General features: G+C 37.8%; 17 protein-coding genes. 9 read left to right on the top strand and 8 right to left on the bottom strand.

What is annotated here, in order from left to right:
- Positions 1 to 6 precede the first annotated feature (6 nt).
- Together FZ940_RS04315 and FZ940_RS04310 are read left to right on the top strand one after the other, a co-directional pair.
- Positions 7 to 1,419 carry a replicative DNA helicase gene (locus FZ940_RS04315; protein ID WP_087580679.1) on the top strand — a complete coding sequence of 471 codons (1,413 nt, stop codon included), beginning with the start codon at positions 7 to 9 and terminating at the stop codon, positions 1,417 to 1,419.
- Positions 1,419 to 2,693, top strand: a complete 1,275-nt coding sequence (locus tag FZ940_RS04310) for a ComEC/Rec2 family competence protein (RefSeq protein WP_148821606.1) — start codon at positions 1,419 to 1,421, stop codon at positions 2,691 to 2,693. Before FZ940_RS04315 ends, FZ940_RS04310 begins: the two co-directional genes overlap by 1 nt.
- On the opposite strand, the gene FZ940_RS04305 is transcribed toward FZ940_RS04310, so the two are convergent.
- The 8 genes from FZ940_RS04305 to FZ940_RS04270 are packed head-to-tail and all read right to left on the bottom strand — an operon-like array spanning position 2,690 to position 12,090.
- Complete coding sequence (locus FZ940_RS04305; RefSeq protein WP_148821605.1) at positions 2,690 to 3,553, bottom strand: EamA family transporter; 864 nt, start codon at positions 3,551 to 3,553, stop codon at positions 2,690 to 2,692. The genes FZ940_RS04310 and FZ940_RS04305 overlap by 4 nt on opposite strands.
- Entirely contained in the window at positions 3,550 to 4,785 is a 1,236-nt protein-coding gene (locus FZ940_RS04300) for a TolC family protein (RefSeq protein ID WP_148821603.1), read from the bottom strand. The genes FZ940_RS04305 and FZ940_RS04300 overlap by 4 nt, the downstream gene beginning before the upstream one ends.
- A complete protein-coding gene (locus tag FZ940_RS04295) occupies positions 4,782 to 7,808 on the bottom strand; it encodes an efflux RND transporter permease subunit (RefSeq protein ID WP_148821602.1) in 3,027 nt (1,008 codons plus the stop codon). The genes FZ940_RS04300 and FZ940_RS04295 overlap by 4 nt, the downstream gene beginning before the upstream one ends.
- Positions 7,805 to 8,548, bottom strand: coding sequence for an efflux RND transporter periplasmic adaptor subunit (locus tag FZ940_RS04290; protein ID WP_148821600.1), 744 nt, complete (start codon positions 8,546 to 8,548; stop codon positions 7,805 to 7,807). The genes FZ940_RS04295 and FZ940_RS04290 overlap by 4 nt, the downstream gene beginning before the upstream one ends.
- The gene (locus FZ940_RS04285) at positions 8,545 to 9,810 is read right to left on the bottom strand and encodes a TolC family protein (protein WP_148821599.1); all 1,266 of its coding nucleotides are present in this window, start codon (positions 9,808 to 9,810) and stop codon (positions 8,545 to 8,547) included. The genes FZ940_RS04290 and FZ940_RS04285 overlap by 4 nt, the downstream gene beginning before the upstream one ends.
- Positions 9,810 to 10,532, bottom strand: a complete 723-nt coding sequence (fliP, locus tag FZ940_RS04280; protein WP_196781206.1) for a flagellar type III secretion system pore protein FliP — start codon at positions 10,530 to 10,532, stop codon at positions 9,810 to 9,812. Before fliP ends, FZ940_RS04285 begins: the two co-directional genes overlap by 1 nt.
- Positions 10,533 to 10,543: 11 nt before the next feature.
- Complete coding sequence (locus tag FZ940_RS04275; RefSeq protein ID WP_035167452.1) at positions 10,544 to 11,323, bottom strand: OmpA/MotB family protein; 780 nt, start codon at positions 11,321 to 11,323, stop codon at positions 10,544 to 10,546.
- A complete protein-coding gene (locus tag FZ940_RS04270; RefSeq protein ID WP_021091276.1) occupies positions 11,323 to 12,090 on the bottom strand; it encodes a motility protein A in 768 nt (255 codons plus the stop codon). The genes FZ940_RS04275 and FZ940_RS04270 overlap by 1 nt, the downstream gene beginning before the upstream one ends.
- A 136-nt stretch (positions 12,091 to 12,226) precedes the next feature.
- Here FZ940_RS04270 and glmU point away from each other — a divergent pair, with 136 nt between their 5' ends.
- Genes glmU through truA form a run of 7 tightly spaced genes read left to right on the top strand, consistent with a single transcriptional unit; the run spans position 12,227 to position 18,599 of the window.
- Positions 12,227 to 13,534, top strand: coding sequence for a bifunctional UDP-N-acetylglucosamine diphosphorylase/glucosamine-1-phosphate N-acetyltransferase GlmU (glmU, locus tag FZ940_RS04265; RefSeq protein WP_148821597.1), 1,308 nt, complete (start codon positions 12,227 to 12,229; stop codon positions 13,532 to 13,534).
- Positions 13,521 to 14,693, top strand: a complete 1,173-nt coding sequence (gene coaBC, locus FZ940_RS04260; RefSeq protein WP_148822092.1) for a bifunctional phosphopantothenoylcysteine decarboxylase/phosphopantothenate--cysteine ligase CoaBC — start codon at positions 13,521 to 13,523, stop codon at positions 14,691 to 14,693. Before glmU ends, coaBC begins: the two co-directional genes overlap by 14 nt.
- Positions 14,690 to 15,376 (top strand): hypothetical protein, encoded by a 687-nt coding sequence (locus tag FZ940_RS04255; RefSeq protein WP_103624084.1) that lies wholly within the window; start codon positions 14,690 to 14,692, stop codon positions 15,374 to 15,376. The genes coaBC and FZ940_RS04255 overlap by 4 nt, the downstream gene beginning before the upstream one ends.
- A 3-nt stretch (positions 15,377 to 15,379) precedes the next feature.
- Complete coding sequence (uppS, locus tag FZ940_RS04250; protein ID WP_148821595.1) at positions 15,380 to 16,051, top strand: polyprenyl diphosphate synthase; 672 nt, start codon at positions 15,380 to 15,382, stop codon at positions 16,049 to 16,051.
- 7 nt (positions 16,052 to 16,058) lie between these two features.
- The gene (locus FZ940_RS04245) at positions 16,059 to 16,847 is read left to right on the top strand and encodes a prepilin peptidase (protein WP_148821593.1); all 789 of its coding nucleotides are present in this window, start codon (positions 16,059 to 16,061) and stop codon (positions 16,845 to 16,847) included.
- On the top strand, positions 16,840 to 17,868 hold the full coding sequence (locus FZ940_RS04240) for an LptF/LptG family permease (RefSeq protein WP_148821591.1): 1,029 nt from the start codon (positions 16,840 to 16,842) through the stop codon (positions 17,866 to 17,868). Before FZ940_RS04245 ends, FZ940_RS04240 begins: the two co-directional genes overlap by 8 nt.
- Positions 17,868 to 18,599, top strand: a complete 732-nt coding sequence (truA, locus tag FZ940_RS04235) for a tRNA pseudouridine(38-40) synthase TruA (protein ID WP_148821589.1) — start codon at positions 17,868 to 17,870, stop codon at positions 18,597 to 18,599. Before FZ940_RS04240 ends, truA begins: the two co-directional genes overlap by 1 nt.
- Positions 18,600 to 18,824: the final 225 nt, after the last annotated feature.

The raw sequence follows: 18,824 nt of genomic DNA, 5'->3' as shown, positions 1-18,824 counted from the left end.
AAAGTTGTGGCAAAGCAAAGAGTTAACGAGATAGAATTTACAAACCTTTACGACATTGATATGGAGCGAGCTATACTAAGCTCCATTTTGCAAAACAACGATATTTTAGGTGAAATTTTTGACATTGTTAAGGCAAAGGATTTTTATCTAAAAGGGCATTCGCAAATATATGATGCAATGGTAGCATGCCTAAATAGCGATGATCCTATAACTATGCCATTTTTAAAAAATAGACTTGGTGAAAAATACGACGAAGAGCTAATACTAGATATTTTAGGCACAAACTCTCTAATAGACATTCAAAAATACGCAAACGAACTAAGAGAAAAATCTATAAAACGAAGTCTTGTAAAGATCGCTCACAATATACCAAGCAAAGTAAATGAAGACAAGCCAAGCCGCGATATGGTCGATGATCTTAGCCAGGAATTTTACTCTTTGATAGAAGGTGGAAGCACTGGAGTTATAAAAGAAGGCAAAGAGATCATCATGAAAATGATGGATCATATTAATGCTCAAGCCTTGCTTGGTGAAAAAGATATCGTTGGACTTGATACTGGATTTAAAAAGCTAAATGAGATGATAAAGGGCTTTAAAAATGGAGACCTCATCATCGTCGCAGCTCGTCCAGGCATGGGAAAAACGACACTTTGTTTAAATTTTATGAGTCAGGTTCTAAAAAATAATGCTGGAGTTGTTTTTTTCTCGCTCGAGATGCCAGCTGAGCAAATAATGATGAGAATTCTAGCAAGCAAGACCTCTATCCCGCTTCAAGACATAATGACTGCAAAGATGGATGATGAAGCGTTGGCTAGATTTAGCGATGCTTGTGAGGAGTTTGCTGCTAGCAAGCTTTTTGTGCATGATAGTGGCTATGTAAATATCCATCAAGTAAGAACGCAAATGCGAAAACTAAAGGCTATGCATCCTGAAATTTCACTTTGCGTGATCGACTACATCGGTCTTATGATGAGTACAAATAACTACGCTGATCGTCACGTCCAAATAGCTGAAATTTCTCGTGGATTAAAGCTTTTGGCACGTGAGCTAGATATGCCAATCATCGCTCTTTCTCAGCTAAACAGAAGCCTTGAATCTCGCGCAAATAAACGCCCTATGCTAAGCGATCTAAGAGAATCAGGTGCGATCGAGCAAGATGCCGACATCATTCTTTTTGTTTATAGAGATGAGTTTTACCTAGAGCAAGAAGAAAAAGAGAAAGAAAAACGCGCAAGTGCCGAGGGCAAAGAGTACAAGAGCAATCATGTCTTTAATAAGCTTCAAGAAAAGGCTGAGATCATAGTTGGCAAAAATAGAAATGGTGAAACTGGCTCAGTTGATGTGCTCTTTCAAAAGCAACACTCAAGGTTTGAAGATATGTCTGCAATGCCAGTATCTGATGTTTCATTTGAAGGCTGATGCGTTTTAAAGCTTTAAAAAATAGAGAAATTTTTACTATATTTTGTCTGTTTTGCCTTTGCATTTTTTCTATAAATTTAGCCATTAGCTACCATAAATATCAAATTTTTATGGACAAAGGCGAACAAGAGCTAACAGCAACCGTGATTTCTAGCTACGAAAAGCTTGGAGATGACGGCAAGAAAAGGCAAATTTTAAAGCTTAGGACTGATGAGTTTTTATTTTATACGCTTGGAGCCAAAACAGATGACTTTAAAGCTGGAGACAATATATTTCTAAGCGTCATAAATTTAGACGTTAGTTTTAAAGACTATCTTGCTTCCTCCTTTTACATGCCTAGCTTTTCACGCGAAAAACTACCACAAAAAGCCACGCTAAATATCAACCAAAAATTACAATCACTAATCTATGCCCAGCATGAAAATAGTAAAATTTCACAGCTCTACTCAGCTCTATTTTTAGGCACAAGTATTGACGGCAAGCTAAGAGATGACGTCTCGCACCTTGGCATAGCGCATCTTATAGCCATTAGTGGCTATCATTTAGGTTTTATAAGCGCAGTTATATTTTTTGCATTTAGACCACTTTTAAAATTTTTATATGCGAGATTTTTACCTTTTAGAAACTACAACTTTGATCTAGCCATTGTCGTTTTTATAATCTTGTCATTTTACTTTTTTATAATAGGCTTTATACCAAGCTTTTTGCGAGCATTTTTAATGAGCATTTTAGGATTTTATTGCACTTTAAAAGGCGTCAAAATTTTAAACTTCAAAACACTTTTTATAGTGGCACTTATTAGCATATCACTCTTTCCACAGCTACTTTTTAGCGTAGGTTTTTACTTTTCACTTATGGGCGTTTTTTACATATTTTTATATTTTAAACACCTAAAAGATAAATTTTCGCCTTTCATTCATCTTATACTTTTAAATTTATATGTTTGCTTTGCAATGGAAATTTGCGTGCTTTATTTCTTTCCACTCATTAGCTTACAGCAGCTTAGCGTCCTTGCTATCAACTACATCTTTAGCGTTTTTTATCCATTAAGTGCCGCACTTCATATCGCTTCGTATGGCGACATTTTTGATGGATTGCTAAATAATGTTTTAAATTTTAGACTAAGCTCGACTAAAATTTTCGTGCCAGCTATTATTTTTATCTTTTATAATATCGCTTCGCTTCTAGCTATAAAATTTAGATCCATATTCTACATCTTGCCACTACTTGGGCTTTTATGCTTTTTCGTTGCTGGCTATAAAATTTACGCCTAAGCGATCTTCATACCATAAAATTTCATTATCTTGTTATGAATTATCAAAGATATATACATTATGACAGCGCCTAAAATTAGCCTAGTTAAGTCTGTATCCTTTTGCCAAAAGACTAAATTTACGATGATGGCAGCTGGAATGAGAGCATTATTCATGATGGCAAGCACGCCGCTATCGACTTCGCAAGCACCTTTGTTCCACATAAAATATCCAACTCCACTAGCTACTATGCCAAGCCAGAGAAGCACTAAAATTTGCGTTGAAGTAAGTGAAAATTTGGCTGGATTGCCAAGAGTAAGAAGCGCAACGACAGCTACAAAAAATGCACCAAAATGAAAGTAGCCAAAGACATTTTTTTGATCCACGTCAAATTTTTCTAAAAGCGCCTTATATGCACTCTGTCCTGCCCCAAAGCAGATATTTGCCGCTTGCACTAGCAAAAAACCCTTTATCGCCCCTTCGTTTATCGCACCATACTTGATGATAAGCGCGCCAAAGACCGCCACGCCAACGCTAAAGAGATAAAGCGGTCTAAATTTAAAGCTAAAAGCATCGTATATGAGCGTGACATAAAAAGGCGTAAAAATGGTAAAAAGCGCGACTTCTGGCACGCTTAGATACAAAAACGAGTTGTAGTAGCAAAGATACATGAGCCCTATTTGCACCGCTCCTATGCCCATTATGCCAAGGGCTAGCTTTGGACTAACGCCTCGAAATTTCGTAAATGGCAAAAAAACTAGGCTTGCAAGCGTCACACGCACAAAAACAGCCAGATAGCTATCGACCTTGCCAGCTAAAAATTCCCCTATCAAGCTAAAGCTAAACGCCCACAAAATGGTCACAAATATCAGTTTATTCATTCTATCACCACCTCATTTATATTTCTTGCGCATTCAAAAAAGTATTCAAGCTTGTTTAGCTCAAGTAAATCGCCATCAAGGATAAAATTTGCCCTATCACTAAAATTTTTCTCACTCACAAATAGAAATTCTTCATATTTTATCTCGCCATCAAGATAGCCATTTAGCAGATCAACAAAATCACTATCAAGCTTATCTTGCTTAAAATCTTGCAAATTTAACTTTGCATTTAAGCCTTTGATCGTGCTTTCTAGCTCTTTTAGGCGAGTGATTATCCTATTTTCTTCATCGCTTAGATCAAGTGCCGCTTTTTGCTCTTCAATGCGTTTAACTTGACTTTGTTTGCTAAGACTTAAGCTATCAGGCAGCTTCCACTCAAACTCCACTCTAGGCTTGTTCGCATCAGTGTAAGCACCTATCATCTGTGAAGTCGTCCTCTCACCTTTTTTAAAGCTGTTATTATTCACACTTTGCGTATCTTTTAAGTAAATTTTTGGAGCAAATTTACTCTTTTGCTTCTCATTTTCTTGCTCTTTTATAAATTTTTCTTGCTCCATCGCCCCAAGTTTTGCGCTTATATCATCTTTGCTAAAATCTGGCATCATTATCTTTGAACCAGCATTAAAGCCGATCTCGCCGTTTGAGAGCAAATTTATCCTTGAGTTTAGCTCGGCTAGCTTAAGCCCAAGCTCGTCAAGCTCAGCTCTTTTTTTATCAAGAGTAAAATTTATCGCATCAAACTCAGCTTTATTTATCTCACCATACTCAAACCAAAACTCATTTTCAGCCGCAGCCTTAGCAAAACTATCTACAAATTTTGTCTCTAAATTTATAAGAGAATTTAGTGCAATGGCATTAAAATAGACCTTTGCGACCTGAAAAGCGGTTAAATTCATCAGCTCTTCATCTTTGTAAATTTTCTCCACGCCCTTGTGGTCTAAAATCTTATCCGAAGCCTCGCTCGCACCCCCGTCAAAGATAAGATACTCAACCTTTGCCGTGATCGATCCAGTCTTTGTCATATATCCACCCTTTAGCTCGTCAGGCACAAAGGTATATCTGCCATCAAGGGATAAATTTAGCTTTTTGCTTTTATTTTTATTTATATATTCATTTTTATTAAATTCTTTCAAACTCTCAAGCCTTGCACTTTGCGCCAGAGCGATGATCTCTAGTAAATTTCCAGCCCAAAGAGGCAAAGCAAAGAGCAAAACCGCTAAAATCTTCTTCAAATTCTCTCCCTTTCATAAAATTTTCTTATAAATTTATCAAGATTATAGACCCACGCAAAGAGCACTGGCACGACAAGCAAGCTAAGCAAGGTCGAGCTAATTAACCCAAAGATAATACTTATAGCCATAGGTGAGTTGGCCTCATAGCCAGCACCCCTGCTAAGAGCAAGAGGCAGCATGGCAAATATCATCGCAAAAGTGGTCATCAAAACAGCCCTTAGTCGCTTTTTAGCAGCCATTTTCACAGCTTCGTTTGCCTCCATGCCGCTATTTGCAAAGTGGTTTGCAAAATCAACCACCAAAATGGCGTTTTTACCGACCATGCCAAAGAGCAAGATGACGCCAACCATGACAAATAGACTAAATGGATTGCCGCTTATAAAAAGGCCAATCACGACGCCACAAAAGGCAAGCGGCATGGCAAGCATGATGAGAAATGGCAGCAAAAAGCTCTCATAAAGTGCCGCTAGCACCATGTAAATAAGCACTGCGCTCGCACTTACCGTAAAGATAAACGAAGCGTTTGTATCGTCCATGAGCTCCACAAATCCAAGAAATTTATACTTAAAATTTGCAGGCAAAATTTCATCAAGCTTCTTTGAAATTTCATTTGCCACGCTATTTAGCGGCGCGTTGTTTTTGGTATTTGCTAGAAATTTTATCTCATCAGCTCTATTAAATCTCGAAATACTAGCTGGCTTTTGCTCAAAACTAATCGTCGCTACGTCACCAAGTGTCACGAAAAAGCCCTCTTTGCTTCTTATCTTGGTCTTTAAAATATCATTTGTATCGCTTCTAAATTTATCATCAAGGCGCATGTAAAGCTCATACTCTTTGCCATTTTCGTTTTCAAAAACAGAGACCTCGTTCTGGCTAAATGCGCTATAAACAGCACTTGCAATGCTAGCTTTATCTAAATTTAGCCTTTTAGCCTTATCTTCATCTATAGAAATTTGCACGCGTTTTAGCAGATCTTCTTCAGGTGAATTTACATCTGTTGCGTCATTTATCTCTTTTAGCATTTTGCTGATCTTTGGTACAAATTTCTCTAGCTCTTTGCCATTTTCAGATGTAATAGTAAGCTTAACTGGCTGCACATCGCCACCTTCAACCACTGGCAGATCAGCCACGATGACGCTCATATCATCGCTCTTTAGTCTGTCACGAAAACTTTGCATGATAGCATTTTGCCGCTCGTGATTAACCCTATCTTTTAGCTCCTTTAGCCTAACGTAAGCCTTTACAAGATATGGCTGTTTGGCGTCTGTGTAGCCAAGGATAAAGTAGGCGTAAGCTACCTGAGGATCGGCGTTTATGAGTGAAATTTTATCTTTTAGCTTCTCTTTGCTAGCTTGCAGGCCAAGTGAAGGATCAAGCTTAAAGTAGATGTTAAACTCCGAGTTATCCTCGCTTGGCATGAAGTCACCGCCTACAAATTTAGCCAGAGCAAATGAGCAAACAACGACCGCAAGCGTTATAGCTAAAAATATGAGCTTAAATTTAAGCGCCAAGGCTAAAAGCTTCTCATAGCCATTTTCAAGCGCCTCAAAAAAGGGCTCACTCTTTAGAAAAAAACTGCTTTCTTTGGCATTTACAAACCTAGCACTAAGCGTTGGCACAAGAAAGATGCTCACAAAAAACGAGATGACGATGCCAGCTGCCACGCTCATCGCAAAGGAGTTAAAGTACTTTCCAACGATGCCGCTCATAAAGGCTATTGGCACAAAGACGCAAAGCAACACGAGCGAGATCGCAAAGACGCTAAATGCTATCTCTTTTATGCCTGCAAAGCTTGCTTTTAGGGCATTTGGCTCATCTTTTAGCTTGCTAGCGATATTTTCAGTGACAACTATCGCATCGTCGATGAAAATTCCGATGCCAAGTGTGAGCGCTATAAGGCTTAAGCGGTTTATGTCGTAGCCTAGGGCATTTATGATGAAAAACGTCGCTACGATGCTAGTTGGTATCGCTACGACTGAGATGATGGTGATCGAGAAATTTCTTAAAAACAGATATACGATCACTATGGTCAGCAAGACGCCTAGGATCATATCAAAGGCGGTTTGATCGATGTGCTTTTGTATCACTTCGCTCTTATCATAAGCTATTTTTACATCATACTCGTTGCCAAGTAGGCTTTTAAACTGATCTAGCTTTGATTTTGCTAGAGCGATCACGGTTAGAGCGTTTGCATCTGGGGCTAGCTCAAGACCAAGCAAGACGCCACTTTTTTTATCCATTATCGCTGCTTCGTTTGCGTCTTTGTAAGCGAGATCAACGCTTGCGATATCTTTTAAAAAGACCCCTTGTTTGATCGTTAAATTTCTTATCTCATCTATACTTTTGGCACTGAAATTTGACTTGATCGCCATTTGGATCTGCTCATTTTCTATCTTGCCAAGTGGCGCTTTTAAATTTTCAACCTTTATCAAATTTGCCACTTCGTTTGCGCTAAGAGCGTTTTTATCAAGCTTAAATCTATCTAGTAAAATTTTCACCGCTGGCTCTAAAAAGCCATTTGTCTTGACCTTTGAAACGCCGCTAATGCGCTCTAAAAATGGCTTTGCCACATCATCAATCTCTTGCATGAGCTTAGTTTCGTTGCCATCAAGCCTTGTGATAAAGAGGCTAAAGACGGCTGAAGAGAGGCCATTTAGCTTTTCTATCTCGTAGTTTGCGTTTAACCTTGCCTTTTGCATCTTGTCGCGGACGTCGTTTGTAGCGCTCTCTAGGTCTTTGTTTAGCTCAAATTCGATGCTTACCACGCTTAGGTTGTCAAAGCTGGTTGAGTAAAGCTTTTTTATCCCCTCGATGCTTGAGACCTCGTCCTCGATCTTTTGCGTGATCTTTGTCTTGATGTAGTTCATATCGCCGTTTGCGTAGGTCGTGATCTTAACGATTGGGATATTTACTTGCGGGTATAAATTTACATTCATCGTCTTTAGCGAGTAGATGCCAAAGACAACGAGGCTTAAAAAAACCATTAATGTAGTTATAGGGCGGTTGATGGCTGTTTTTATCATTTTCTTTTACTAACTAGCACTTTGCCTTGACCAAACATGCCAGGTTTTAGCCCGCTGTCATAAGCCTGGGCGTAAAATTTTCTAGTCTCTCTTTTAATCTCTGGATAGATGAGTGCGATTTTTACCTCTTTTTCCTCGCTTGTCGCGTCAAGTTTAATTTTAAATGTATCGCCAACTTTTACTAAATTTGCATATTTTTCATCGATCGCTATTAAAATTTTAGCCTCATTTGAATTTAAAACAAAAGCTGGACTAAGCGGCGAAACACCCTCTCCAAGCTCAATGTTTTTACTAGCGATAACACCATCAAAAGGAGCTTTTAAAACAGCTTTTTTAAGGCGATCTTGCGCATTTAGAATAGCAATTTGCGCACTTTGAACCCGAAGTATTGCTTCGTCAAATTTATACTTTACCTCATCAAATTCTTGCTTTGAAGTGACGTCTCTTACTTGAGTGAATTTGTTTAAAGTATTTTTTGCAAATTCACTAGCATTTTTTGCAAGTTCAAGATCATTTTTTGCCTTTTTTAGAGCGATTTCTAGGCTACTTTGATCAAGGCTAGCTAAAACATCGCCTTTTTTAACATGACTTGAAACATCTACAAAAATTTTATCCACCTTGCCGCTGCTCTCAAATGCAAGCTTTGAGCTTTGCTTGGCATAGACTTCAAAATCAGCAAAAATTTCCTCCCCTGCAAATGAAAAAATACAAAATATCATTAAAATTATCAGCTTTTTCAATCTTTAATCCTCTCCAAAATCGGCTCGCCATTTTCAAAAAAGAACTCCACTTTTTTGATCTCGAGCTCATCCTTTGCGCTCTCAAAAAGACTAATGGCATCAAATTTTTGTGAGAGCGCCTCAAGCAGGTCGCTATATCCTAAAAGCCCAGAGTTATACTTTTCATAGCTAGCTTTTAATGCCAAATCGCTTGCTTTTACATATTCGTTTAGTGAAGCGATTTTTGAAGTAAGCACCACGATTTCACTTTGCAAATTTTTAAGCCTTGTCTCGTTTTCACGCTTTTTATACTCCAAATTTAGCCTTGCCTCATCAAGCGCGATCTTTTGGGCCTGACTCATCTTGTTAGTGGCGAAAAAATCAAAAATTTTCCATTTAAAAGCGATACCAAATTTATTGCCATGAGTATCTTCTTTTAGATATTTATCTACGTATGAGCGGTAAGAACTAAGCCTACCTAGATCAATATCGTAATTATTTTTATAAAATCCATATGTATCATAAAGCAAAATTTGAGGCAAAAAACCAGCCTTTGCCTCACTAAGCTTGGCCTCGCCTAAAAATATATCTTGGCTTAGTCTATCAAGCTCGGCATTTTTTGAAGCTAAATTTGAGCTAATATCAGCCATCTTTGCTCCGCCTACTGGCAAAATTTTCTCACCAGTTAGCAAATTTATCTCATTTAAAATTTGCTCCATTTTATTTTTGTATTCAAGCTGCGTGCTATTAGCTAAGTAATATTTAGCCCTTACATTTTCAAGCTCATCTTTTGCGGCAAGGCCTGCAATGTTTGCCTTTTCAAGCTTATCTAAAACGCCTTTTAAGAAATTTGCCTGAGCTTGCTTGGCTGCGATTATATTTTCAAGTGCTAGAGCATTAAAATATAAATTTACAGCCTTAAGTGCAAGATAGTTTTTGGCTTCATCGCTTGCGATGGCGGCTTTATTTTTTAAAAGCTGGCTCATCTTTAGCCTAGCCTCTCTCGCTCCGCCGTCATAAAGCAAAAAATCTATCCTAGCTAGCACACCGGCTGACTCTTTAGCGACTATGCTTGGAAAAGTGCTTGCATTTTTGCCGTATGAGCCCTCTAGGCTAAGGCTTGGCATATATGAGCTTAATGTGGCTTCATCGTTTAAATTTGCTCTTTTTAGCTCAAGCTCTTTGATCTTTGAAATTTCATTTTGCGTTGCTTTGTTTGCGATCACACTTAAATTTGAACCAAGCAAAAATACCGGCAAAAAAATGAATAAAATTTTTTTCATTAGTGAAAGCTTTTTACAAGATTTCCTATTAGTAAATTCCAGCCATCAACAAGCACGAATATGAGCAGTTTAAATGGCAGTGAGATCATTACAGGAGGAAGCATCATCATACCCATGGCCATTAGCACTGAGCTTACGACCATGTCGATGACAAGAAATGGCAAATAGAGCAAAAACGCTATCTCAAAAGATGTCTTTAGCTCACTTATCATAAAAGCTGACATCGCGATACTTAGCGGTATCTCTTCGATATTTGCTGGATTTTGTAAATTTCTAATCCTAAAGAAAAGTGCAAGGTCTTTTTCTCTTGTGTTTTTTACCATAAATTCTTTAAATGGCTTTAAGCTCTTATCAAGCATCTCTTCATAGCCTATCTGCTCAGCTATATAAGGCTTTATGCCATCATTATAGCTCTTTTGCCCAACTGGCTCCATAATAAAAAATGTAAGAACCATCGCAAGCGAGATAAGCACTGTTGAAGGAGGAACTTGCTGTGTGCCCATGGCTTGGCGTAAAAATGAAAATACGATAACAAGCCTTAAAAAACTTGTCATCATAAAAATGAGCGAAGGAGCAAGTGCAAGTGCAGTGAGAATTAGTAAAACATTTAAAGAATTTACAAGCTGCTCGGCATTTGCTGGAGAATTTAGACTTAAATTTATAGTTGGTAGTGCAGGATCAGCTCCAAAAACCGTGCAAAGTAAAACCGCTAAAGCAAGCAGTGCCTTCACGACTAATTCCTCATATCAAGGATACTTTTCTTAGTAGCCTCTTTATTTTTTGGCTCAAGCGATATGAAGTGAATTTCTACCCTATTGTTCTTGGCTCTGCCATCTTCTGTGCTGTTACTAGCGATCGGATCAAACGAAGCTTTGCCAGAAGCTATTATTCTATTTTGTGGCACGCCATCGTTGATTAACTCTTCAACCACGCTTAAAGCCCTTGCAGTTGAGAGCTGCCAGTTATTTTTATAAGCTGAGTCTTTGCTTGGTTCTATATTATCTGTATGGCCGATAATATCGGCTTTTACATCATTAGGCATTTTCGCCACAATCATACCTATTCGTTTTAAAAACAGCTTCGCATCTTCGCCAGAAATTTCAGCACTATCTTTATCAAAAAGCATAGCTGCTGGAAGCCTTACGATAAAGCCATCCTCGCTCTCTTCCATAGTGATCTCAGGTGCCCCACTAGCAGCTAGCAGCTCATTTATCTTTTTAACATTCATATTTAGCTCACTTTGTGAGCCCTTTTGCTTGCTTATCTTTTTTGCACGAGTATTTTCTGGATCTGTCTCTTTTTCTATCTGATTTTCAGGTCTAGCACCACCTTCAAGCACACTTAAAGCACCAGCTAGTGAGCCAACGGCAGCCTCCATCTTTTTAGCATCCATTGTCGCCATAGAAAGCAATAAAACGAAAAAACAAAGCAAAAGTGACATAAGGTCGCCAAAAGCAGCTAGCCACTCAGGCATACATTTTGGACACTCTTCTGGTTTTATTAACTTACCCATTATTCGAACTGACTTTTTCTATCTTTTGGTGGTAAAAATGCTAAGAGTTTAGCTTCAAGCGTTCTTGGATTATCGCCCGCTTGTATCGACATGATTCCCTCAAGTACGACTTGTTTTTCAAGTGCTTCATCAGCATCGCGAATAGAGAGGATATTTGCTACAGGCGCACCTATGATGTTACCTATCATCGCACCATAAAGTGTCGTAAGCAAAGCAACCGCCATTGATGGACCGATCGCACTAGGATCTGACATGTTAAGAAGCATCGCAACAAGACCTATAAGCGTACCGATCATACCCATAGCACCCGCAAAACCGCCGACTTGCTCAAAAATTTTAATATTATTTGAATGTCTTGTACTAGTTTGATCGATATCGATCTCCAAAAGCGCTCTGATCGCATCTGGCTCATTGCCATCGACCGCCATTGAGAGGCCTCTTTTTAAAAACTGATTTGTCTCATTATTTACTTCGCTTTCGAGCGATAAGATACCATCACGTCTAGCTTTAGTTGAATAATCAACTATTTTTTTTATAGTCTCAGGTAAATTTACTACGACTGATGGCTTAACAGCAATGCCATAAAATTTACCAATTCCTTTAAGCGTCTCCATCTTGAAGCCAACCATCATAACGCCGATAGTACCACCAAAAACGATCATCACAGAAGGAATATCGATGTATGGTCCTATACCAACGCCTATCGCCATTGATCCAAACAAAAGCACTAGGGTCAAAACCCAGCCGACGACGGTTCCTAAATCCATTTAAGCTCACTTTATTTATAAATTCTTAAGAATTGCTATTTTATTAGCTTTTTGTTGAAACAATCGTTAAATTAAAAAAAATGTTTGCCATTTTTTGCTACAATCTGCGAAATTTTTAACGTTAAAAGGCTTAAAAATGAACAATACTTCAATCATAATTTTAGCTGCTGGTCTTGGCACTAGAATGAAATCAAAACGTCCAAAAGTCCTATTTGAACTTTGCGGTGAGCCAATGATCATTCACATATTAAAGCAAGCTTATGCGATTACAAATGACGTTAGCGTCGTGCTTCACTACGAAAAAGAGTTAATTAGCAAAAAGATAAAAGAAATTTTCCCTCAAACTAAAATTTTCGAGCAAGATCTAGCAAATTTCCCAGGCACTGCTGGCGCGATAAAGGGCGTAAATTTAAGCGGTGAAAAGGTACTTGTCACTTGCGGCGACATGCCACTTGTTAGATCAACTGATCTTATGCGTCTAGCAAATGCCGAAGCAGACGTGGTTATGAGCTCATTTGAAGCGGCAAATCCTTTTGGCTATGGCAGAGTTATCATAAAAAACGGCAAAGTTGAAGGCATCGTCGAGCAAAAAGATGCTAGTGAAGCGCAACTTGCCATAAAAAGCGTAAATGCTGGCTGCTACTGCTTTAAACGCGAAGCGTTAGAGCAAATTTTACCGCTCATAAATAATCAAAACGCACAAAAAGAGTACTACCTAACTGACGCCATAAAAATAGCAAATGAAAAGGGCTTAAAGTGCGTTGCGGTTAATGTTAATGAGCAAAATTTCATGGGCATAAATGATAAATTTCAGCTTAGCATTGCAGAAAAAATAATGCAAGATGAGATCAAGCAAAATTTGATGAAAGCTGGCGTCTTGATGCGCATGCCTGAGAGCATTTTCATAGATAGCAGGGCTAAATTTGAAGGCGAGTGCGTGCTCGAAGAAAACGTAAGCATCCTTGGCGAGTGCGTTATAACAGAAAGTATCATCAAAAGCTCATCAGTGATCGAAAGTAGCGTCATCAAAAACTCAGACATCGGGCCACTAGCTCACATAAGGCCAAATTCTGAAATTTCTGACACACACATAGGAAATTTCGTCGAGGTTAAAAAAGGCGTTCTTAGCGGCGTAAAAGCTGGACACTTAAGCTATCTTGGCGACTGCGAGATAGAAAGTGGCACAAACATAGGTTGTGGCACGATCACATGCAACTACGATGGCAAAGCTAAATACAAAACCAAAATCGGCAAAAACGTCTTTGTTGGCTCAGATACACAGCTAGTCGCCCCTGTAAATATCGCTGATAACGTCATCATTGCAGCTGGTAGCACCATCACAAAAGACGTTGAAAGCGGCGCTCTAGCTATCAGCAGAGGTCGTCAAGAGAACAAAAGCGGCTTTTTTGAGAAATTCTTTGGCAAAGACGATGTTAAAAAATAAGAAAATTTTACTTGCCGTTTGCGGCAGTATCGCCTTTTATAAGGCATTCGAAATTTTATCACTGCTTAAAAAGCAAGGCGCTGATGTTTATGTGGCTTTAAGCGACGGAGCGCTTGAATTTTGCAGTGTAAGCGGCTTTGAGGCGCTAAGTGAGCATAAAATTTTAAGCTCACAAACGCAAAACTGGCAAGACGGCGTAAATCACATAGCCTACTCTAAAATGGATCTAGTCCTCATCGCACCTGCCTCGGTAAATACGATAAATAAGCTAACAGCTGGCATATGCGACAATGTCTTTATGCAAATGCTAATCGCCGCCTCACACGTGCCTTTAGTTGTGGCTCCGGCTGCAAATAATAATATGATCGAGCACTTCGCGACGCAAAATTCGCTTGGAATTTTAAAGAAAAACGGTGCTTTAGTAGTAGAGCCGGTTTTAAAAACTCTAGCTTGTGGCGACGTTGGCAAGGGCGGTCTTGCCAGTCCTGAGATGATAGTAGAAGCTGTCATAAAAAGACTTAGCAAGCCTCTTTTTGTAGGCAAAAAAGTAGTTATCACAGGTGGTGCGACAACTGAAAAGATAGATGATGTGAGAGCCATTACAAATTTCTCAAGTGGCAAGATGGCAAAAGCCTTGGCTAGAGCCTTTTACTACGTAAGTGCGGAGGTAAAACTACTTGCTAGTTTTGAAGCGGAAAACGAGCCATTTGAAAGCCTTAAATTTAGCTCAAGTAGCGAGCTTTTAGAGCTTTGCAAGAGTGAGTGTGAGGACGCAAATTTACTTGTAATGTGTGCTGCGGTGAGCGATTTTGTACCGACGAAGGCTCATGGCAAGATCAAAAAAGAGGACGCTAGCGAAGTTTTAAATTTAAGCCTAAACAAAAATATCGATATTTTGCAAAGTTTAAAAGAGTTTAAATGTAAAAAGATCGGCTTTAAGCTTGAAATCTCAAGTGAGAGCGCACACAAAAATGCCAGAGCAATGCTAGAGCAAAAGGGGCTTGACGCAGTTTGCCTAAATATCTTGGGTGAGAAAAATGGCTTTGCAAGCGAGCAAAATGAGATAAATTTTATCACGAAAAATAATGAAACTTTGCTGCCGCTTGCCGCAAAAGATGAGATCGCAAGACATATCGTGGAACTAGCGGCAAATTTATGATAGAGAAAATTTCTCGCATTCAAAAAATAGCAAAAAATGCAAATACGCCACTAGTAGCGATTAATTCGTCACTTCCGCTTAGTATCTTAGTAAGCCAAAAGATCGGTTTTAATAGATACATTTTAAATTTTGCAAATAGAAATTTAAACACAAAAAGCGCAAAAGAGCTAAATGTAGGCTCGAAATACTGGGGCGAGGTGCAAAGCCAGGGCGAGAATATTGTCATAAAAAATTTATACGAAAAGCCAAGAATTTTAGACGAAGATGTCTTAGCCGATGGGCTAAATCTTATCGAAAATTTGATAGAACATGAGAATTTATCGTGGTTTTATGACTATTTATTTAAAAGCTTAAGTGAAGCTAAGACAAAAGACGAGATGAAAGTGCTAGCAAAAATGCTCTTTGCTCTGCAAGAAAATGTCGTGCATATACCATTTATTTATAATGGCATAAACGGTGTTTTTCAGCTAAAAAAAGAGGAGAATGATATAAAAATTTTTTTAATATTTTCAAATTTTGCTCCACTTATTTTTAAATTTAAAGATGAAGCTTTATGCGAGATCACGACTCCATTTAATAATGTAGCTAGCTTGCTAAAAAGAGAATTTAGCGCCAACATAACAGTGCAAAATGTGAGTGCTCTTTGGAGCAAAAAAGAACAAATTATTGATATAAAAGGCTAAAGATTGAATGAATTAAACCACCTTGCTATTATCATGGATGGAAATGGACGCTGGGCTAAAAAACGTGGATTTTTACGGACAAATGGGCACGAAGCCGGAGCAAATGTAGTAAGCGATATGTGCGAATTTTGTATCGATAATGGCGTGAAAATTTTAAGTCTTTACGCGTTTAGTACTGAAAACTGGAAAAGACCACAAAAAGAGGTCGAGTTTTTGATGAATTTGCTTAAGAAATTTCTCATTTTAAAGCGTGCTGACTTTATAAAAAATGGGATCAAATTTAACACGATCGGCGACATTTCACCATTTAGCGATGAGCTAAAAAACGAGATAAAGATCACCAAAAACGCTACAAGAGAGAATAAAAATTTATTATTAAATTTAGCTATAAACTACGGCTCAAAAGATGAGATCATTAGAGCTGCAAGAAAGCTAACTTTAGAAGGCTGCGAGATAAATGAAGCGAGCCTAAATGCGGCACTTGATGAGAGTGAGCCAGTGGATCTTCTCATTAGGACTGGTGGCGAGAGCAGGCTTTCAAATTTCATGCTTTGGCAAGCAAGCTATGCAGAGCTATTTTTTACGCCCACACTTTGGCCTGACTTTAGCAAGGATGAGCTTGCAAATATCGTTAGTAAATTTAAAAACATAGAGCGAAGATTTGGCGGAGTTTAGCGAGATAATGGATAATATAGTCATCTTTTTTGCCTTTTTTGCTTTTGTTTTGGGTATTTGCGTGGGCTCATTTTCAAATGTACTGATATATCGCTTGCCACAAAATGAAAGTATAAATTTTCCAGCTTCTCATTGCCCAAACTGCAATCATAAGCTAAATTTTTATCACAATGTTCCAATTTTTTCGTGGCTATTTTTAGGTGGAAAATGCGCTTTTTGCAAGCAAAAGATAAGCCTTATCTATCCGCTAGTTGAGCTAGCCTCTGGGCTACTTTTTCTGATCTGCTTTTTTAAAGAATGCGGCAAAATTTTAAGCGTGGAAACTCTGCTTTATGCACTATTTTTAGGACTTTGTTTTATTATGTTGCTAGCCCTTAGCGTCATAGACATAAGATATAAAGCCGTGCCAGATCCGCTTCTTTTTACAGTGCTATTTTTCGCATTTATCTATACTCTGATGCTTTTTATATTTAAAGGAAATTTTGTCCAAATTTTAAATTTATTCCTTTTTGCACTTATCTTTTGGGTGCTTAGATTTGTCGTAAGTTTTGCCATAAAAAAAGAAGCGATGGGTAGTGCAGATATCTTTATAGCAGCTATCATCGGAGCTATCTTGCCAGTCAAACTGGCTCTAGTGGCGATCTATCTTGCAGCACTTTTTACACTTCCAGTCTATGCGCTCGTTCGCAAAAAGAGCTATGAGCTAGCCTTTGTGCCATTTTTAAGTCTTGGCTTACTTATTACATACGCTTTTAAAGAGCGAATTTTAGAAATTTTAAGGTTTATTTATGAGTAGAGTGAATAGATATCTTTTATTTAATTTCCTAGGGACTTTTGCGTCACTATTTAGTACGCTTTTTTTGATCATGTCGATCGTATTTTTTATCCAGATCGCGCGCATCACTTCTTACATTGAGATCAGCTTTGGTGAGCTTTTTAAACTCTACTCATTTATGCTTCCACGCGTGCTACTTTTTGTCGTGCCTATCGCATTTTTTGTATCACTTGCGATGACTCTTTTTAGATTATCAAAAGAGAATGAAAGCATCGTTATTTTTACGCTTGGTGGCTCACCAAATAAAATTGCTAAATTTTTCTTAATATTTTCAGCATTTTTAAGCACCGCTCTACTTGTAATCGCTATAGTAATGATACCAATAGCCGCACAGCTAAATGCAAATTTTATTGATTATAAAAAGACTGTTGCAAAGCTAAATTTAAAGCCAACTCAGTTTGGACAAAAATTCTCTGACTGGATGGTCTATGTGGGTAGTGAAATGCAAGATAACAACGGCACTACTTATAAAGATATCGTGATGTTTAATCCTTACATTAAAGACTCCCAACGCTTAATCACTGCAAAAAATGCAAAGATCACTAATACAAATCAAAGCATCGAACTCTCTTTATTAGATGGAAAAATGTATGACATAAAAGATGAAATTTATCACCAAAGTAACTTCAAATCTATGAAGATAAGGACTGCCCAAAGTGAAGAGATAAGCAATATAGGCAGTATAAAAGAGTACTGGACGGAGGCAAATAGTAGCGAAAAAAGAAGAAAAGATCTTAGTACGTATGTACTTGTTGCACTATTTCCACTTGCCAGTACACTTTTTGCTATAAGCTTTGGCATCGTTACTTATAGATATGAAAAGGGCATGGTTTATGTTGGGACATTTGGCGTTTTATTTGGGTATTTTACGCTCATAATGCTATTTTCATCAAAGCCAGCTTTTGCGATTCCACTCATATTTTTCGTCTTTTTATTGGCAGGAATTTTACTTTTTAAAGCCAAGATCATGCGAAGATACTAATGAAAATCCAACTAATTTATAGCTACGATGGCTCCAAATTTCAAGGCTCGCAAACTCAACCGCATGAAAATGGCGTAGAAGATGAGCTTTCGCGTGCCCTAGCTCACGTCGGAATATTTGAAAAAATAGTCTCTAGCTCACGTACGGACAAAAACGTCCATGCGATCAATCAAAGCTCAAGCGTAATTTGTGGCGATCATTTTAAAAATTTAGAGCATCTAAAAGAGCTAATCAACCGCCATGCTCATCCAAATATTCATATAAAACGTATAAATTTAGTTGATGAAAATTTTCAAGCAAGATTTGACGCCGTAGCAAGGTCTTATAGATACATTATAGATCATGGAGAATTTGATGTTTTTAGCTCAAACTATAAAGTCTTTTTGCCAAAATTTGATATCAAAAAAGCAAATGAAATTTTATCTAATTTTGTTGGTGAGTATGATTTTAGCTCCTATATGAAAACAGGAAGTGACACAAAAAGCCCAGTACGAGAAATTTTTAAAGCATTTTGCTATGAATACAAAAACCAAACTATCATAGTTTTTAAAGCGAATGGATTTTTACGCGCTCAAGTACGGCTTATGGTTGCAAATTTGCTTAAAGCCTTAAGTATCAAAAATGGTGCCGAGCTCATCAATGCTTCACTTAATGGATGCTCTGCCTTAACTCGTATCCCAGCTCCAGCTGAAGGGCTTTATCTAAATAGAGTTTTTTATAAATTTAATTAGATATTTAGAATATTCAATAGTAAGCTTATTTAAAATATTAAATAAAGAATCCTAACCCTCCTTCAAATTTTTAACGCAGTAAATAATAAAGAAAAAGTAAGTAAAAAGAGTGATGAAGTAAAAGAGAAAAAAGATAGCGCTAAAGATGATAGTATAAAAGATAAGAAAGAAAAGCTAAAAGATAAAGCACAAAAGAGTAAAGCTAAAAAAGAGAAGAGTAAGGAG

The sequence above is a fragment of the Campylobacter concisus genome (genome assembly GCF_902460415.1).
Lineage (GTDB): Bacteria > Campylobacterota > Campylobacteria > Campylobacterales > Campylobacteraceae > Campylobacter_A > Campylobacter_A concisus_Y.
The sequence above is the reverse complement of the archived record's forward strand: the minus strand, read 5'-3'. Positions and strand labels throughout refer to the sequence as shown.

Excerpts from the sequence above, each read along its gene's own strand:
- FZ940_RS04270 (WP_021091276.1), bottom strand. The coding sequence starts at position 12,090 with ATGGATTTAGGAACCGTCGTCGGCTGGGTTTTGACCCTAGTGCTTTTG.
- FZ940_RS04240 (WP_148821591.1), top strand. The coding sequence starts at position 16,840 with ATGAGTAGAGTGAATAGATATCTTTTATTTAATTTCCTAGGGACTTTT.
- FZ940_RS04245 (WP_148821593.1), top strand. The coding sequence starts at position 16,059 with ATGGATAATATAGTCATCTTTTTTGCCTTTTTTGCTTTTGTTTTGGGT.
- glmU (WP_148821597.1), top strand. The coding sequence starts at position 12,227 with ATGAACAATACTTCAATCATAATTTTAGCTGCTGGTCTTGGCACTAGA.
- FZ940_RS04305 (WP_148821605.1), bottom strand. The coding sequence starts at position 3,553 with ATGAATAAACTGATATTTGTGACCATTTTGTGGGCGTTTAGCTTTAGC.
- FZ940_RS04285 (WP_148821599.1), bottom strand. The coding sequence starts at position 9,810 with ATGAAAAAAATTTTATTCATTTTTTTGCCGGTATTTTTGCTTGGTTCA.
- FZ940_RS04255 (WP_103624084.1), top strand. The coding sequence starts at position 14,690 with ATGATAGAGAAAATTTCTCGCATTCAAAAAATAGCAAAAAATGCAAAT.
- FZ940_RS04295 (WP_148821602.1), bottom strand. The coding sequence starts at position 7,808 with ATGATAAAAACAGCCATCAACCGCCCTATAACTACATTAATGGTTTTT.
- coaBC (WP_148822092.1), top strand. The coding sequence starts at position 13,521 with ATGTTAAAAAATAAGAAAATTTTACTTGCCGTTTGCGGCAGTATCGCC.
- truA (WP_148821589.1), top strand. The coding sequence starts at position 17,868 with ATGAAAATCCAACTAATTTATAGCTACGATGGCTCCAAATTTCAAGGC.
- FZ940_RS04310 (WP_148821606.1), top strand. The coding sequence starts at position 1,419 with ATGCGTTTTAAAGCTTTAAAAAATAGAGAAATTTTTACTATATTTTGT.
- FZ940_RS04275 (WP_035167452.1), bottom strand. The coding sequence starts at position 11,323 with ATGGGTAAGTTAATAAAACCAGAAGAGTGTCCAAAATGTATGCCTGAG.